The 17,407-nt window shown below is 52.3% G+C and carries 17 protein-coding genes; all 17 read left to right on the top strand.

Annotated elements, in window-relative coordinates; all coding sequences use genetic code 11:
- Positions 1-70 precede the first annotated feature (70 nt).
- The 17 genes from SRB521_RS14100 to SRB521_RS14020 all read left to right on the top strand — a co-directional run bounded on the left by SRB521_RS14100 (position 71) and on the right by SRB521_RS14020 (position 17,399).
- Positions 71-1,210 carry a tyrosine-type recombinase/integrase gene (locus SRB521_RS14100; protein ID WP_033116978.1) on the top strand — a complete coding sequence of 380 codons (1,140 nt, stop codon included), beginning with the start codon at positions 71-73 and terminating at the stop codon, positions 1,208-1,210.
- Between the two features lie 108 nt (positions 1,211-1,318).
- Positions 1,319-2,389 carry an S-layer homology domain-containing protein gene (locus SRB521_RS14095; RefSeq protein WP_075704643.1) on the top strand — a complete coding sequence of 357 codons (1,071 nt, stop codon included), beginning with the start codon at positions 1,319-1,321 and terminating at the stop codon, positions 2,387-2,389.
- An 81-nt stretch (positions 2,390-2,470) separates the two neighbouring features.
- Complete coding sequence (locus SRB521_RS14090) at positions 2,471-3,463, top strand: lipoate--protein ligase (RefSeq protein ID WP_242943955.1); 993 nt, start codon at positions 2,471-2,473, stop codon at positions 3,461-3,463.
- A 250-nt stretch (positions 3,464-3,713) separates the two neighbouring features.
- Complete coding sequence (locus tag SRB521_RS14085; RefSeq protein WP_242976602.1) at positions 3,714-4,355, top strand: sugar transferase; 642 nt, start codon at positions 3,714-3,716, stop codon at positions 4,353-4,355.
- The gene (locus SRB521_RS14080) at positions 4,352-5,440 is read left to right on the top strand and encodes a glycosyltransferase family 4 protein (protein WP_116722595.1); all 1,089 of its coding nucleotides are present in this window, start codon (positions 4,352-4,354) and stop codon (positions 5,438-5,440) included. The genes SRB521_RS14085 and SRB521_RS14080 overlap by 4 nt, the downstream gene beginning before the upstream one ends.
- A complete protein-coding gene (locus SRB521_RS14075; RefSeq protein ID WP_075704641.1) occupies positions 5,437-6,549 on the top strand; it encodes an EpsG family protein in 1,113 nt (370 codons plus the stop codon). Before SRB521_RS14080 ends, SRB521_RS14075 begins: the two co-directional genes overlap by 4 nt.
- Before the next feature lie 13 nt (positions 6,550-6,562).
- Complete coding sequence (locus SRB521_RS14070) at positions 6,563-7,540, top strand: glycosyltransferase family 2 protein (protein WP_116722594.1); 978 nt, start codon at positions 6,563-6,565, stop codon at positions 7,538-7,540.
- Between the two features lie 7 nt (positions 7,541-7,547).
- Entirely contained in the window at positions 7,548-8,465 is a 918-nt protein-coding gene (locus SRB521_RS14065; protein WP_116722593.1) for a glycosyltransferase family 2 protein, read from the top strand.
- Between the two features lie 8 nt (positions 8,466-8,473).
- Complete coding sequence (locus SRB521_RS14060) at positions 8,474-9,445, top strand: DUF6625 family protein (RefSeq protein WP_306812366.1); 972 nt, start codon at positions 8,474-8,476, stop codon at positions 9,443-9,445.
- Positions 9,445-10,509, top strand: coding sequence for a glycosyltransferase family 2 protein (locus SRB521_RS14055; protein ID WP_116722591.1), 1,065 nt, complete (start codon positions 9,445-9,447; stop codon positions 10,507-10,509). Before SRB521_RS14060 ends, SRB521_RS14055 begins: the two co-directional genes overlap by 1 nt.
- 16 nt (positions 10,510-10,525) lie before the next feature.
- Positions 10,526-11,641, top strand: a complete 1,116-nt coding sequence (locus tag SRB521_RS14050) for a glycosyltransferase (protein WP_116722590.1) — start codon at positions 10,526-10,528, stop codon at positions 11,639-11,641.
- Complete coding sequence (locus SRB521_RS14045; protein ID WP_116722589.1) at positions 11,638-12,180, top strand: DapH/DapD/GlmU-related protein; 543 nt, start codon at positions 11,638-11,640, stop codon at positions 12,178-12,180. The genes SRB521_RS14050 and SRB521_RS14045 overlap by 4 nt, the downstream gene beginning before the upstream one ends.
- Positions 12,180-13,166, top strand: coding sequence for a glycosyltransferase family 2 protein (locus SRB521_RS14040; RefSeq protein WP_116722588.1), 987 nt, complete (start codon positions 12,180-12,182; stop codon positions 13,164-13,166). Before SRB521_RS14045 ends, SRB521_RS14040 begins: the two co-directional genes overlap by 1 nt.
- An 88-nt stretch (positions 13,167-13,254) precedes the next feature.
- The gene (locus SRB521_RS14035) at positions 13,255-14,139 is read left to right on the top strand and encodes a glycosyltransferase family 2 protein (protein ID WP_165366648.1); all 885 of its coding nucleotides are present in this window, start codon (positions 13,255-13,257) and stop codon (positions 14,137-14,139) included.
- An 11-nt stretch (positions 14,140-14,150) separates the two neighbouring features.
- Positions 14,151-15,302 (top strand): glycosyltransferase, encoded by a 1,152-nt coding sequence (locus SRB521_RS14030; RefSeq protein WP_116722586.1) that lies wholly within the window; start codon positions 14,151-14,153, stop codon positions 15,300-15,302.
- A gap of 37 nt (positions 15,303-15,339) precedes the next feature.
- A complete protein-coding gene (locus tag SRB521_RS14025) occupies positions 15,340-16,353 on the top strand; it encodes a DUF6625 family protein (RefSeq protein ID WP_129868860.1) in 1,014 nt (337 codons plus the stop codon).
- A complete protein-coding gene (locus SRB521_RS14020) occupies positions 16,317-17,399 on the top strand; it encodes an acyltransferase (RefSeq protein ID WP_207215979.1) in 1,083 nt (360 codons plus the stop codon). The genes SRB521_RS14025 and SRB521_RS14020 overlap by 37 nt, the downstream gene beginning before the upstream one ends.
- Positions 17,400-17,407 lie beyond the last annotated feature (8 nt).

The following is a 17,407-nucleotide window of genomic DNA, read 5'->3' as shown; positions in this document are numbered from 1 at the left end:
ATCTGGTAACCGTGGATATCTGTGGGACGGACGCCGGAACGTCCCTGACACAGACCGATAGGAGGATACGATGTCTAGAAAACGGATAGGAAAGAATGTGGCCTATGACACGGAAAAGAAGCTCTACTACGCCTACTTTGACGGAGGGCGCGGAAAGAACGGGCGGCGGGAGCGATGGACAAGGACCTTCCGCAGCGAGCGGGAGGCGGTCCAGGCGGTCGAAACCTTTGCGGCGGAGCGCAGGGAGGGGGGGCTCCCGGCGGCCGAGGCCATCACCGTTGGGGCGTGGCTGGACTACTGGCTGGAGGAGATCGTACGGCCCAACTTGGAATACACCACCTACTACTGCTATGCCAACATCATCCGGAACCACCTCAAGCCAAGTCTGGGCCGGGTCCTGCTGCGGGAGCTCACGCCGCTGCGCATCCAGCAGTATTATACGCAGATGATCAAGGGCAAGGGGCTGAGCCCGAACACCGTGCATAAGCACCATATCCTGCTGCACACGGCGCTAAAGCTGGCGTTTCGCCAGGAGATCCTCGGCAGTAACCCTGTGGACCGGGTGGAGCCCCCCAGAGCGCGGGCGGCCCGCCAGCTCTACTATACGCCGCAGGAGCTCAAGCTGCTCTTCCAGGCCGCGGAGGGCGGGCGGATGGAGCTCATCGTCAAGCTGGCCGGGTATCTGGGCCTTCGCCGGGGGGAGATCTGCGGCCTGCGCTGGGAGAACATCGATTTTCGGAAGAAGGTGCTCTCCGTCCGTCTGGCCCGCACCACCGCCGGCGGGACCGTGGTGGAAAAGCCTCCCAAAACGCCCAACTCTCTCCGGAGCCTGGGCTTTGCGGGGCTGGAGGACCTGGAGCGTCTGCTCCGCCGTACCCGGGAGGAGCAGCGCGCGGCGGTGTGCGCCGGTCTGGCCGAGGACACCGGTTTTGTACTCGCAGACCGGCGGGGACGGCCCTGGAACCCCAATCAGGTCACCCGGGCCATGGAGGCGTTTGTGGAGGTCAACGGGCTACCCCCCATTACTCTCCACGGCCTGCGCCACACCTTTGCCAGTGTGGCCAACAGCGCCCACATCCCGCTGCCGGATATCAGTCGTGCGCTGGGGCACAAGGATGTGGTGGTGACGGGCAGGGTCTATACCCATATTTTCGACCAGACCCATGTCGAGGCGGTCAGCGCGGTGGCCAGAAGTATCCGGGGCGCTTGAAAACAGAAAAAGGAAGAGACTTTTTTTGAACTTTGTGCTATAATGACTCCACACAGCGCGCCATGCGCGCCGCTGCTGCATGATTTCGATTCTTGGAGGCGAAAACAGATGAGACATAAGAGGATCGCGGCCTGTACGGCGGCCGCACTCTGCATCGGTATGCTGACCTTTCCGGCCTCGGCGGCCTCGGAGGACTTTCCGGCCTGGGCGTCACAGGCGGCAAAGCGCTGGGAGGACTGCGGCAAGCTGGATCAGAGCATGTCCCCGGAGCATGTGATGACCCGGGGGGAGGTGGCCGCCGCCATCGACCGGGTGATGACCTACACCCAGGAGGCGGAGAACCGTTTTACCGACATCAGGGCGGAGGACGCCCATTCCGGCGCGCTGCTGCGCCTGGTAGACGCCGGAGTATTGCAGGGGAACGGGACCGGACAGCTTCTGCCCGACGCGGCCGTGACCCGTCAGGAGACTGCGGTGATGCTGGACCGGGCCTTCCACCTCTCCGCGGGCGGACAGACGGACTATACCGACGCGGCGGAGATCGCCGGCTGGGCGGAAGGGGCTGTGTCCGCAGTGACCCAGGCCGGTGTCATGCAGGGCTCGCAGGGGCTGTTCCGCCCTGCGAGCACCGTGACCTATGCCGAGATGGTCCAGAGCCTCACTGCGGCCGTGGAGGAGGAGGGCCTGATCACCGGGCTGATCGTCCGGACCAGAGACGCCGAAGGGGTGCTGGCAGAGGGTGCGGCCCGGCAGGTGAACGACGGAAAGTTCCGGGTGGAGACTGTGACGGCGTCAGAGGAGGGCTATACCGTGGCGCTCTCCGGCCTGGAGGCCCTGACCGGGCAGGAAGCGGATGCCGACGGCCCCGGCCAGCCCCGCGAGGCCGGGAAATGGATGGGTGTACAGCTCCAGCTGGGCGGCCTGGTCCGGGTGGAGACGCTTACATACAGCCGGGACGGAGAGACTTGGTTCCAGGCCAAGAGCAGCGATGCCCTCTCGGAGGCCCATCGTCTGGACAGCCTGATGGTCTACGTCAATGGCGCGGAAACGGCGGATATCGACGCCAATGAGGTGGAGAAAACCTCCACGCTCTACCTGCGGCAGGGCGAAGAGGGACCTGCGGTGAAGATCACATTCCACTATACCCCGGCGTCCGGGGAGAGCGGAACTTCGGAATAACGTCAATCGGGGCCGGATGCCGCACGCGGCGTCCGGCCCCAAAAAACGGCGGGAGCACAGAAATCAGGAGGGGTATGCGGCATGATGTATTATCTGGAGAGTGGCAGCCATGATCCCGGATTCAACCTGGCGTTGGAGCAGTATGTCTTTGACCGGCTGGACCGGGCCCATGCATACTGCATGCTCTGGCAAAACGACAACGCCATCATTGTGGGGAAAAACCAGAATACCGTCGGCGAGATCAACGCCGCCTATGTAAAGGAGCATGGAATCCGGGTGGTACGCCGGCTCTCCGGCGGCGGGGCGGTGTACCATGACCTGGGGAACATCAACTTTACCTTTATTGTAGACAGCGGCGCCACGGCTGCCTTTGACTTTTCCACCTTTTGCCGCCCTATTGTGAAGGCGCTGGAGCACTTTGGAGTCCATGCGGAGATCAACGGGCGGAACGATATGACCATTGACGGCAAGAAGTTCTCCGGGAATTCCCAGTACGGGAAACAGGGACGGACCATGCACCACGGCACCATTCTGTATGACTCCGACTTGGAGGTGGTGGGAAAGGCGCTGACGGTATCCCGGGATAAACTGGAGGGGAAGGGGATCCAGTCGGTCCGAAGCAGGGTGACCAATGTGCGCCCTTATATTGCCGGAGACATCTCCACCGAGGCGTTTTTTGCCGCCCTGCGCGACTTCCTGTTCCAGGAGTACGCTCTGCAGCCCTACCGCCTCTCCCAGGGGCAGCTTGCGGAGATCCGGGCCCTTCAGGCGGAGCGCTATGATCAGTGGAGCTGGAACTACGGGGCCTCCCCCGCATACCGGCTCCGCAAGGCCCGGCAGGTGGACGGATGCGGAAAGCTGGAGATTTTTTTGGATGTGCAGAAAGGGATCCTGCGGGACGTCGCTTTCTATGGAGACTATTTTGGGAATGAAGATACGCAGTCGTTGGCGCGCAGGTTGTCGGGCTGCCCCATGGAGGCGGCGGCCATCCGCACCGCCCTGAAGGACCTGGAGATCGGAACATATTTTAACCACATGGACCTGGAGACCTTTCTGGAGGTCCTGCTGCAGTGACGGACCGCGCCGCGTTCTGCCCTTGGGCTGAGCGCGGCGCGGTTAGTTTTGTAGGCAGGAGGCGCGGAAAGAGGAGAAAACAGGACCTTTTTGACGAGATTGAGCGCTGCGCCATTGCACATCCCAGGCACAGATGATAAAATATTACTATTACCAATGGCAGGGCGGAAAATGAATGCCGCGCAGTTGCGGCCGGGGAGGAATTCCAATGGAAAACGCCGCCGTTCAGGAGAGGGCTCAGGCGCCCCATATGCTGACGGGAGCGCAGCGGTTTTATATCGGTGTCAAACGGGCCGCCGACGTGGCGCTCTCACTGCTGGGGCTGGTCCTGCTCTCTCCGGTGCTGCTGGCCATTGGGATCGCCATTGTGCTGGACGACGGCTTTCCCGTTCTGTTCACCCAGAGGCGGGTGGGGCGTGGAAAGCGTCCCTTCCACATCCTCAAATTCCGCACCATGAAGAGCGATACCCCCCATGACAAGCCTACCCATCTGCTGGAGCATCCGGAGCAGTACATCACCAGGGTGGGAAAGGTCCTGCGGAAAACCTCACTGGATGAGCTGCCGCAGCTCCTGAATATCCTGACCGGGTCCCTTCACATCGTGTCCTACCGGCCCAGCCTGTACAATCAAACCGACCTGATCCGGGAGCGGGACCGCTGCGGTCTCCATCAGCTCCGCCCCGGGCTGACCGGCTGGGCGCAGATCCACGGCCGGGATGAGCTGGAAATTCAGGAGAAGGCCGCCCTGGACCGCTATTATCTGGAGCACTTGGGACCGGCCATCGACCTCAAGTGCTTTTTCGGCACCTTCCTGGCCGTGTTCCGGCAGAGCGGCGTGGTGGAGGGCGGCACGGGCGCCATGGAGCGCCGGGACAGGAAGGAAACGAGATGAAGATACTGGTGCTCACAAACCACTCCTATATGCTCTGGAGGTTCCGGAAGGAGCTCATTTCCACCCTTCTGGAAGAAAATGAAGTGGTCATCAGCACCCCTTTTGTGGGGCATGAGGAAGATTTTGAACACATGGGTTGCCGATGCCTGGAGACGCCGGTAGACCGCAGAGGCGTCAACCCCGCCACGGATCTCAAGCTGCTGCGCGCCTATCGGCAGCTGCTCCGTGCGGAGCGGCCGGATCTGGTGCTGACCTATTCCATCAAGCCCAATATTTACGGCGGTCTGGCATGCCGGATGATGAGAGTCCCCTATTGCGCCAATGTCCAGGGGCTGGGCACGGCGTTCCAGCGCCCCGGCCTGGCCCGGCTGGTCACAGTTTTGTACCGGACGGCATTGAGCGGCGCGAGACGGGTATTTTTTGAAAACAGCGACAATGCGGCGCTGTTTTTTCAAAGGCATATTATCCCGCAGAAGAAGGCGTGTGTGCTCCCTGGGGCGGGCGTCAGTCTGGCGGAGTACCCCCTGCGTCCCTACAGGGAAAACGGGCGGGTCCGCTTCCTCTTTGTGGGCCGTATCATGAGGGAAAAGGGTGTGGAAGAGCTGTTTTGGGCTGCCCAGCGCCTAAAGGAGGTCTTCGGCGCGGAGATCGGGTTCGATATGGTGGGGTTTTTTGAGGATGCATACCGGGAGGCGGTGGAGGGGCTGGTCCGGGAAGGCGTGGTGGATTTTCACGGCTTTCAGGAGGATGTCCGCCCATTTTATGAGGAGGCGAGCTGCGTGGTGCTCCCCTCCTACCATGAGGGAATGTCCAACGTACTGCTGGAGGCGGCGTCCAGTGGGCGTGCCCTCATCACCTCGGATATTCCGGGCTGCCGGGAGGCGGTGTGCGACGGGGAGAACGGGTTCCTCTGCCCGCCCGGCGACGCCCAGGCGCTTTATCATGCCATGCGCCGCTTCGTGGAGCTGCCCCCTATCCGGAGGGAGGAGATGGGCCGGGCCGGTCGGGTACATATGGAGGCGTGTTTTAACCGCGCCAACGTGGTGCGCAGGGTCCTCGCAGCGATGCAGGAGGAGGGCTTATGACCACGCTGCTTCTGGTATGTGCCTCCTCTGTCGTACTGGCACAGCTCTCTCAGTGGTACGGCGGCGGAATCCGTGAGAGGGGGAATAAGCCCCGGTGGGACCTGTTTGTGCTGGCGATAGTGGTGATCCTCTCCCTCTTCGCTGGGCTGCGGACCGATTACAATGATACTGCCGCCTATATTCGGGGATTTCAGAGCGCTGAGACCATCGGGGCCTTCCTGTCGGACAGTGAAAACCTTCATGTTCTGCACAATCCCCTGTTTTATGGGCTGACCGCTCTGATTCGCACGGTCACGGACAACTACCATATTTATCTGCTGATCTTTGCAGCAGTCAACGAAGTGCTGCTGATCCGCTTTGTCCAGCGGTATACCGCGGACGGAAATTTCGCGTTTGGCCTCTGGCTGTTCTTTGGAATCGGGGCCTATGTATTCTCCATGGCCGCCATGAAACAGATCACGGCCATGGCGGTGCTGACCTTGGCGGTCCCGGCGCTGAACGAACGGAAATGGGCGAAATATTATATCATCGTAGCGCTGGCGGGGCTCCTCCACACCTATGCGTTCCTGTTTGTGTTTCTGCCGCTGCTGACCGGAAAGCCCTGGGGCGGGAGGATTCTCCTTGTTGCGCTGGCGACTGTGACGGTGATGCTCACCTTCGAGGACTCCATCGGCACGCTCCTCTCCTATGCGGACTCTATGGGCAAGCATGTGGCGGAGTTTGAGGTATTTGACGGCAATCAGATGAATCCCCTGCGGGTAGCGGTCTTTGCCGTGGTGCCGGCGATGTCCCTGATTTTCCGGCGGCGGCTGTTTCCGGCAATGGGGAGGCAGGAGGCTGTGCTGATTAATATGAGCATCGTCAGCCTTATGTTCATGCTCATGGCAACCGTCAACGGAGCCAATATGTTTGGGCGGCTGGCCACATATTTTGAGCTGGGCGCGGCGTGTAGCCTCCCGTGGATGATCGATCAGATCTTTGAACGCCGTTCCGCCAGGCTGGTCAAGCTGTGTGCCACGGCATGCTTCCTGGTGTTTTTCCTGTATGATAACTGGGGGTTCACGTACCACGGGGTTTCCTTTTTTGCATTCATAGCGGGGCTGGTATAGAGGAGATGAGAAAGTGAAGGTATCCATCATTGTCCCTGTTTATCAGGTGGAACGCTATCTGCGGGCGTGTATTGAGAGCGTACTGTGCCAGACTCACCGGGAATGGGAACTGATTTTGGTGGAGGATGGATCGCCGGACCGCTGCGGTGTCATTTGTGACGAATATGCAAAGAATGATGCCAGGATCACCGTGATGCACAAGGAAAACGGAGGGCTATCCTCCGCAAGAAACGCCGGACTGTGTCGGGCCACAGGAGAGTATATCCTCTTTCTGGACGGAGATGACTTCTGGGCGGAGCCGGAGGGACTTGCACGGCTGATCCCCCAGCTCACATCGGATGTGGTGGTATTCGGCTTTTCCAAATGGTATGAACCCAATGGCGCGGAGCGGGGGCGGTGGATCGGCCCGGACATCGCAGAGGGGTGCCCGGTCTCCGGGCGGGAGGCACAGCTCGGCTACTTGCTTCAAAAGGGCTGTTATACCGCCTGTGCCTGGAACAAGGCGGTTCGGCGGGAGCTGTTTTCCTCGTGCGACCTCAGATTTCGGGAAGGCGTGACCTCAGAGGATATCGACTGGTGCGCACGCTTGGCGCTGGCCGCGAAGTCTTTCGGCCTCAGCGCCTGCCGATTTTACCGATACCGGCAGAGAACGGGCTCCATTACCCGCACAATGAACTTGAAAAGCCTGCGGGATTTGAAGGAAAATATAGAGCTGTGCCTCCAATTGCCTCAGGAGATGGGAGCGAGCACGGCGATAAAAGAGTTGTACTGGAGCTATGTGGCCTACCAATTTGGCACCTTCCTGGTGTGCGCACCCTCAGTCAACGGGCCGGAGGGGCGCGGACTGGTGCAGGAGATGCGGGAAAAGCGGTGGCTTCTGCGTTACAATGCTGCGAGTCGAAAAGTGCAGCTGCTGTATGTAGTGGACCGGCTCTTGGGATATCGGGCCCTGTGCCTCTTGTGCAGGGGCTATGCAGCAATTCGAAAGTAGGAAGAATATGGCGGCCATTACAGTATTCACCCCAACCTATAACCGGGCGTACTGCCTGCATCGGTGCTATGAGAGCCTCTGCCGCCAGAGCTGCAAAGATTTTGTGTGGCTTATTATTGATGATGGGTCCACCGACCAGACAAAGGATATCGTGGAGGGCTGGCAGAGGGCAGAAAATGGGTTTGAGATCGTGTATCTCTATAAAGAAAATGGCGGAATGCATACCGGGTATAACTGCGCCTACGCGAGAATAGACACAGAACTGAGCATTAATGTGGATTCTGACGACTATTTGACGGATACCGCCATCGAAGAGCTGCTGGCCTTCTGGAGGGAACATCAAAGAGAGGACATTGGAGGGATTTATGCACTGGACCGCTTTGAGGATGGCAGGATTGTCGGCCTGCCCTTTCCAGACGATTTGAAGGAATTCAAAGGTTGGGGCTATAAAGAGGTACACTATGTCGGTACGGACGGGAAGAAGAAGGTCTTCCACAACCGAGGGGACAAAAAATTCATTGGTGTAACCGCGGTGATCAACCGATATCCTCCTATTCCCGAGTTTCCCGGTGAGAAATATTACAGCCTTTACTATAAGCAGCACCGCATCGAGCGGGATAATGCCATTTTAGTTTATAACCGGCCGGTCTGTGTGGTGGAGTATCAGGAGGATGGCAGCACAAACCATATGTTGTCTCAATATGTCCGCAATCCCAAAGGCTTTTGCGACGAGCGGAAGTTTGTGCTGGAGTATGCCCCGACCCTGCGCCTGCGTGCCAACGCCGCAATCCACTATGTGGCGGAAAGTCTGCTGGCAGGGGATTGGGCGTTCTTTTCACACACGCCCAGGAAAGGCTTGACCCTGCTCTGTGCCCCAATGGGGCTGGCGCTGTATCTTTGGATCAGGAGGCGGACGAAGACGTGAAAATTGCGATGGTACTCCCCTATTTTGGCGCCTTTCCCGAATATGCTCCCCTGTTTTTTCAATCATGTGCGGCAAACCCCGATTATACATGGCTGATCCTGACCGATTCTGGTGTCCCGTGCGATCTGCCGAACAATGTAAAAATTATCTCCATGACGTTCCAGCGGTGCCGTGAGCTCATCCAGAATAAGTTTGACTTTCCGATCTCCTTAAAGACGCCGCAGAAGCTGTGCGATTATAAATGTGCGTACGGATACCTTTTTAAGTCATATCTGAGTGGATTTGATTTTTGGGGTCACTGTGATATGGACCAGATTTTTGGAGAGCTGGGGCGGTTTGTCACGCCCGAGCTCCTAGAGCGATATGACAAGCTGTATACGTTGGGGCACTTTACTCTGTATCGGAATAAGCCGGAAAACAATGTGAGATTTATGGAGCCCATCAACGGGGCATCCCGGTATCGGGAAGTATTTTCGACGCCTGGAAGTTGCGGCTTTGACGAATGGATGCCCGGGAATATCAATCAAAGCTATGCATGCCACGGTTGGCCCCTCCTCGCTGAGGCCATTGGCGCGGATGTCGACCCCTACTATACCTCGTTTCGGCTGGTGTGGTACGATCAAGCGGCAAAGCGGTACATCAGGGAAACAGCGGATAACAGCGTGTTCCGGTGGAAGGCGGGTCGGCTGTATCAGTACAGTTGGGCGGATGGGATGCTTTGCGAAAGGGAGCGGCCCTATGTACACCTCCAAAAACGCAGGATGAGGCATGTGGAGCGGGTCTGTGGGGCAGAGGAGTACTTTATCCTGCCCAACCGGTTCCTTCCGGGGCCCCAGCGGCCGGAACAACTGTTGCGAAATTGCAGGAAGTACCGGGTACTGAATTACCAGTATCCGGCGGTGAAGTGGCAAAGCCTGAAAAAACGGCTAAAGGATCGAAATTTTGTGTGCAGCAATGTATTCCGGGGGGATAATATATAATGGGACCTCTAATAAGTGTCATTATCCCGGTGTATAACCGCGAAAAACTCATTGTGGATGCGCTTGAGAGCGTCCTCAATCAACCCTGCCGATCATTAGAGATCATTGTGGTTGACGATGGCTCAAGTGACCGCAGCGCGGAGGTTTGCAAAAGATACCAAGCAAGGGACCCGCGCATAAAGATATTTCAAAAAGAAAACGGCGGAGTTTCAAGTGCGCGTAATTACGGTATCAAGCATGCCACAGGCAGATATGTTGCATTTCTGGATTCCGATGATGCTTGGGTGCCTGGAGCGATGACATCTGCCCTCTGCAAATATGTGGAAGAAAGTGATGCGGATATCATCAATTTTGCATACTATTACTGTAATGAGTCAATGACACGGTTTCGCTTACAGGCGGGACTGAGGGGCGAGTACGCCGGCGAGGAGAAAAGAGACCCCTGGAGATTTTCCTTTTTTTGGACCATGCTGTATAAAAATACATTTTTACTTCAGCACCAATTGCATTTCCCAGTTGGAATAAACGACGGAGAGGACGAGGTGTTTAAAACAGCAGCAATATATTTTTCGAATAGGATCATTTGTACTGAGATCCCGCTCGTCGCTTACCGAAAGACGCCGGGATCCCTTTCCCGGCGCAAAAAAGACGGCATACAAAAGTTCCTTCCCTATATAAACGGGCGGCTGGAGCTGGCGAAGGTATATCATATAGATAACGAAATATGGATAAATATGCAAGAGGAAGTGTGCTGCTGGCTGATGAAAGAGATGGCAGTGTGGCATTTCAAGTATGGCTGTAGACGAGATATTTTAGAGCAGACGATTCGGACGCATGCGCTGTTTAAAAAGTTTAGGGATTATGATCTGTTGGGGCTTGGGGAAAGAGATAAAAGAGAGATTCGGTTTTACCTGAGACATCCCTATCTGTTCGAAAGCCGTATGAGGCTAGCAGGGATGGTTGAGGCGGGAATAAAAGCCCTAGTGGAGAAGCCCGGGATAAAGGATATATTTGAAAAAGCACGTTACCCATTGGAGCGGTCATCAATAGGGAACATGGGGTAAGAAGCGTATGGGTCAAATGTTGAAAAAACAGGTGCTTTTTGTCATTCATGATCTGCACCTGGGTGGAGCTGAAAAGGTCCTGGTCAACCTGGTCAATCACATGGACCGAAGCAAATTCGATGTTACAGTCCTTGCCCTGTTCGGAGGCGGAGTCAACGAACCGTTTTTGAATCCGGATATCCGGCTGATCGTGGGGCACAAGCGGCCCTTTCCGGGTAACAGCCGCGTCATGAAACTGTTTTCCCCTGAACGGTTATTCCGGTACTATATTAAGGGGCGCTATGATGCCATCGTCTCCTATTTGGAGGGACCCAGCGCCCGTATTGTCAGTGGATGCCCCCGGGACGGGACAAAGCTGGTATCTTGGGTTCACTGTACCATGGAATCCCAGGAAACCATTGGAGTCGGGTTTCGAAGCTTTCAGGAGGCAAGGACCTGCTATGGAAAATTTCATATCGGTGTTTTTGTGTCACAAGAGGTGAGGACCGCATTCTGTCGGTGGATTCCGATGAGAGATACTGAGGTACTGTACAATACAGTGGACAGTGATGAAATCTTGAGGGATGCGGCGGAGCCGGTGGAGGATAAGAGCACTCCAGACGGGGAGATCAAGCTGATTGGGGTAGGAAAGGTCGTGCCGAATAAGGGCTTTGACCGGCTGGCCCGTATCCACAAAAGGCTTCGGGAAGAGGACGGATTGCCCGTACATACTTATATTCTGGGAGAGGGATTTCAAAGGAAGGGGCTGGAGGCATGGGCCGCGGAAAACGGACTTTCCGACACCTTTACGTTCCTGGGCTATCAGACCAATCCCTATAAATATGTAGCAGCCTGCGATCTGTTTGTATGCGCCTCCCATGCAGAGGGCTTTTCCACCGCCGTCACCGAGGCCCTCATCGTTGGGACGCCTGTGGTCACCACGGAGGTGTCCGGTATGCGGGAGATGTTGGGGGAGAATGAGTACGGCGTGATCACAGAAAACAGCGAAGAGGCGCTGTATCAGGGCGTGAAAGAGATGCTCACGGCGCCGGAGAGGCTCAGCCACTATAAAGAGAAGGCCAGGGAACGGGGACGCCGATTTTCCACGGGGCAGACGGTCCGGGCCGTAGAGGAGATGCTGGATAAGCTATGAACCCCTTAAAAGAATTTGTCTATCGCCTCAGGGGGGAGCACACCACAGAACGGCTGGTCTCCATGGGGATGCATGTCGGGAAGGATTTCAAGCGGCTGAAAGGCGTAATCCTGGACCCGTCTCACTGCTGGCTCATAGACATCGGCGACCGGGTGACCATGGCCCCCGGCGTACACATCCTCTGCCATGATGCCAGTACCAAAACGGCGCTGGGATACACCAAGATCGGGCGTGTAACCATTGGAAACAACGTGTTTATTGGCGCGTCCTCTGTGGTGCTGCCCGGTGTGACCATCGGGGATGATGTGATCATCGGCGTCAACAGCACGGTGACCCACGATATTCCGGCCGGTATGGTGGCTGCGGGCTGTCCGGCGCGGGTCCTCTGCACGACGGAGGCATATCTGGAGAAGGAGCGCGCCCGTATGGCGCATGCACCGTGCTATGGAGAGGAGTATACGCTCCGGCGGGACGTGTCCATGGAGAAGCGGGAACAGATGAAAAGCGAGCTCTCAGGCCGCATAGGGTATATCGACTGATGGGCGGACGAAGGATCAGCGTGATCGTCCCGGCCTATAATATCGCCCCCTATCTGGGGCGCTGCCTGGACAGCCTCCTGGCACAAACCCACGTCGATCTGGAGATCATTGTGGTGGACGACGGCTCTAAAGACGGGACCGGGGCGATTCTGGAGGCATATGCGGAGCGGGAGGGGCGGATCATACCGGTCCATCAGAAAAACGGCGGCGTTACCAGCGCCCGCTTCGCAGGGCTGAAGCTGGCGACCGGGGAATATATCGGGTTTGCCGATGGAGACGACTATGTGGAGCCGGACATGTTTGAACTGCTGTTCCGGCAGGCGGAAACGCATAGGGCTGATATCTCCCACTGCGGTTATCAGATGGTATTTCCCAACGGTCGGGTGGATTGGTACTATAATACCGGGCGTACCGTGGAGCAGGATCGGGAGACAGGGCTTTACGACCTGATCTGCGGGAAGTTTGTGGAACCAGGGCTCTGGAATAAGCTGTACCGGGCCGAGTTGCTGCAAAGCCTGCTGACACGGCCCACACTGGACAGGGACATTCGCATCAACGAGGACCTTTTGATGAACTTTATCCTGTTTTCCGATGCGGATCGTTCAATCTACACCGATCAGTGTAAATATCATTATATGATTCGACGGGGATCTGCCGCAACTTCGCGGCCCCAGGGGTATAAGTTTTCAGATCCGCAGCGGGTCATGGAGCGGCTGTACCAGGACACGATGGGAAATGATCGCCTTCACGGGGCGGCGCTGGAGCGGTATGTTCGGGTGCTGACAGGAAACTGCACACAAGACCAATTCCCGGAAATCGCCTCATCGGCTCGAAAAAAACTTTACGCGGTGCGGAGAGAGCTGGACAAGCTCCCGGCAAAGCTGCGCTGCATGGCGCTGGGGGCGCTGTATGCCCGCCCCCTGTACCGCATGGTACGGAAGGCGTATGATACGGCGACAGGTGCGGCACATAAATATGACGTATGATTGTTATATAATTTGAAGATATTGCGGACCTACGGGTTTTAAGGAGTCTAAAACTGAAAGCTATCATTAGGTGGAGGATATTTAAATTGTGATATATATTACAGTTTTTACACCAACGTATAACAGAGGGTACATATTAGAAAGGGTTTACCGTTGCCTACAGGAACAGACCTTCTCTGCATTTGAATGGCTCATTATAGATGATGGTTCTTGTGATAACACAAGGGAACTGGTAGAGGAATGGATGATGCGGGGAAATACGTTTCCAATTCATTATGTATACCAAGAAAATCAGGGAAAACAGAAAGCAATCAATCATGCACTTGATTTGGCCAGAGGTAAATTATTTTTTGTTGTAGATTCTGATGATATGCTAACAAAGAACGCATTGGAGAAGATAGACCAATGGGAACAAACACTTCCGGTGAATAAAAAGTTCTGCGGTTTTGCTGGCAGTGATGGAGACATGAGCGGAGAACCGACAAATCCCATTTTTAAAGAGGAATATGTTGATGCTACTTTTTTAAACCGATATCCTGAAAGTGGACAATTCATTGGATACGATAGACCATGGGTGTTCTACACAGATGTGCATCGGAAATATAAGTATCCAGAATTCAAAGAAGAAACTTTCGTACCAGAAGCAGTTGCATGGAATAGAATGGCACGCGATGGATACCAAGTGCGTTGTTTTAATGATGTGATTTATTTATGGGAACATCAAAATGATGGACTTACAAAGAATATCCAGAATATTTGCGCTCAAAATCCGTGGGGATATGGGGTATGGCAGAAGGAGAAAGCACAGTACCTGGAGTATTCGCTAAAAAAGAGATGGAAAATGTATTATAGCTTTTACTGCGATTTAAAGGAGAAACATTCGTGTAGAGAAATTGCTTTATATATAAGTGTTCCTACAATTGTTATAAAAATGTGTGCTGCCGTATTTTGTATAAAGAAAATGATTCGATAAGGTTATATAGAATGAAAAAGAAGATACTATTTTGCTGTTATGGAATTGGAGTGGGCGGTATTGAGAGGTGCATGATTAATCTGTTAAATGCAATAGATTATACACGCTATGATATTGACCTACTTCCAATGAATCCAGAATATGGAATGTTACCGAATTTGAAAGCAAAAGTGAATTTGCTCAATCCGGCCGATTATGTTATGGATACAGAAAATACAGTTGGGGAAATGAGAAAACGAAAGGCTCGGATAGCGGATTATGCAAGATATTTGCTGTTCCGAATTAGGAATAAATGGGGATGGAAACCATGGAAGATGTTCCATGCGCCGGATAATACATATGATATCGCCATTGCTTATGCGCACACGGGATATGTTCCCTATTATGTGATAGACCAAATAAATGCCCGAAAAAAATATATGTGGCACCATGAGGGCCGGTATGTGATAGAAAAGAGATATATGCTTGATAAACAGTACTACCCACGATTTGATTCAATTATTGCAGTGTCAAATGGAGATAGAGACATACTGTTAGAGGTGTTTCCTGAGCTATCAAATAAAATTAAAGTTTTATATAATATTGTCGATTGGAGCGAAATTAAAACAAAGGCACAAGAAAGAGTTCTATTCAGTAAAAAACCTGATGTGCAGCAGTTGGTGACAGTAGGAAGGCTGACGCATCAAAAGGGGCCAGATATTCTATTAAAGACCGCACAGATGCTGGCCCAAGATGGCATCCCCTTTCAATGGTTTTGGATAGGGGATGGGGATATGGCGGCAAGTTCAAAAGAAAAGTGTCATGAGTATGGATTGGAAGATAAAGTAATTTTTGCGGGCAATCAAGCTAATCCATATCCATATATTAAATTATGTGATATTTATATACAGCCTTCGTACTATGAGGCATACTGCACAACGACAATAGAAGCGAAGGTGCTTCAAAAGCCAATTGTAGTTACTGATGTGTGTGGAATGAGGGAGCAGTTCAAGCATGGGGAAACGGCCTTAATTGTAGGGGTGAAACCAGAAGAAATTTATGCCGCCATAAAACAGCTGATAACACAGGATGGGCTGAAAGAGTATTTAATGGATAATTTAAAAAAGCAAACAAACCCAATGGAGTGCCTTTTATCAAAATACTATCAGTTATTTGATGAATGACACTAAAAGAATGGACAACCATTTATGAGGAAATCTTATGAAAAAAATAGGAATTGTTGTCCCTTATTACGGTAAATTTCCGAACTATTTTGCATTGTTTTTAAGATCTTGTGAGAACAATCCAACAATAGATTGGATTGTTTTTACAGATATTATGGAGGTGGTTGAGTATCCGAAAAATGTTTTGAGGGTCCAAATGACATTTCAGGAATTAAAGAAGTGGTTCCAAAGTAAATTTGATTTTCCGATTGTGTTAGATAGTCCCTATAAGCTCTGCGATTATAAGGTAATGACCGGATACCTGTTCAATGATTATTTGAAGGATTATGATTATTGGGGTTATAGCGATGCAGACATGTTGTTTGGAGATATCCGCAAGTTTCTTCCGGATAATAAGCTGGAACAGTATGATAAGATAGGACATCTAGGCCATTTTACGTTATATCGCAACACAGAGGAAATAAATACGCTTTTTATGAAGCGCATTTATGGACATGAACGCTATAAAGAAGTACTAACTTCCAGCGCACATTTTGCATTTGACGAATGGTTTGGGATTAATATTAATGATATTTTTATTAACCAGAAAAAAAGAGTCTGGTTTTTTAACGATTTTTTCGATGTCGAAGCATATGAAGAGAACTTTCACCGCGTTATGCTAGAACTCGATTGCGTAGATATATCTAAACGAAGGTGGAGTGTCGAGAAAAGGGCATCTTTTGCGAGCTGGGAAGACGGACATGTATACCAGTGGCTAGAAAATGGTGATGGTTGGGCAAAAAAAGAATGGATGTATGTACATTTTCAGAAAAGAAAAATGGAAGTATGCCTTCCCTACAACAAAGCAACAAGATTTTTATGTGTACCAAATCAATTTATTCCTTATAGTGATATAATACCATGTAAATATCGTATTCGATCGTTCAAAATGGGACTTATAAATAAGAGGCATTGGAAGAAATGGGCAAGAGGGACGGTGTATTGGATAAAAGAAAAAACAGGTCCCGTCAGGCAATGGATATTTGGGAAAAAGAGGAGAGAAGAAATATGAAGTTTCCTGAAAAACAGGAACGAAATTCTTCACTGGAATTATTAAGAATCATAGGAATGATGGCAATTATAGGACTACACTACTTCAATGGTAACATGGGAGGGGCGGCTACTTACGCGATTTACCCAACACCGCAATGGTGGATAAATCAATTTTTTACATCCGCGTTTTATCCACTGGTAAATTGTTTTGTACTTATTACTGGATTTTTTATGATTATCAGTACACGACTCCGTCTCAGGAAAGCAGTGGAACTAGTAATTTTAACTGCATTCTATGGCGTAGTGTCTTATGCTGTTGGAGTCACTATGGGACAAGAGCTCTCGGCAAAATGCCTCTTTTTTGCACTATTCCCCTTTTTTCAAGGCCGAAGGTGGTTTGTGGAAACCTATATTATTTTGCTGTTTTTTGCTCCATTTATAAGCAGACTAGTGCAAACATTAAGTAAAAGAAATTATCAAATTCTTTTATTGGCGCAGCTTGGATTTTTTTCTCTATGGCCGACGCTGGGGCTTAGTGCGCCTCTGCTGGATGGTGGTTATGGGATAACTAATTTTTTTACACTTTACCTAATAGGCGGGTATATCCGTCTTTGGGGGAAAGATAGCAGGACAATAAAAACAATTACCAAGGGGAGGGCAATTTCCTTATATATCATATGTATATTAGGTGCATTTGCTGCGAGCTATTTTATAAATCCTTTCTCGTATGCATATATAAACAACATTGTTGCCGCAGTCGTAATATTTCTTTTGTTTTTACAAATTGATTTAAAAAGTTTGGGGATCAATGAGTTATCGAAATATGTATTTGATGTTTATTTTCTCCATAGTGATTTGAACTCATGCGCCCTCCTGTTTGAATGGTTACTCCGGTGTAGTGCGTTTTGGACTTCATTATGGATCATTCCGCATCTTTTCCTCTCGATCGTTGTAATTTTTATTCTGTGTACTGGGATTGCAGTATGCAGAAAAAAACTGTTTTCCCGCACGATAGACCACTGGCTGGACCGTTGGGATAAACTCAATCGACCTATAAATATTTAGCATATGGA

The organism is Intestinimonas butyriciproducens (assembly GCF_004154955.1).
GTDB lineage: Bacteria > Bacillota > Clostridia > Oscillospirales > Oscillospiraceae > Intestinimonas > Intestinimonas butyriciproducens.
The sequence above is the reverse complement of the archived record's forward strand: the minus strand, read 5'-3'. Positions and strand labels throughout refer to the sequence as shown.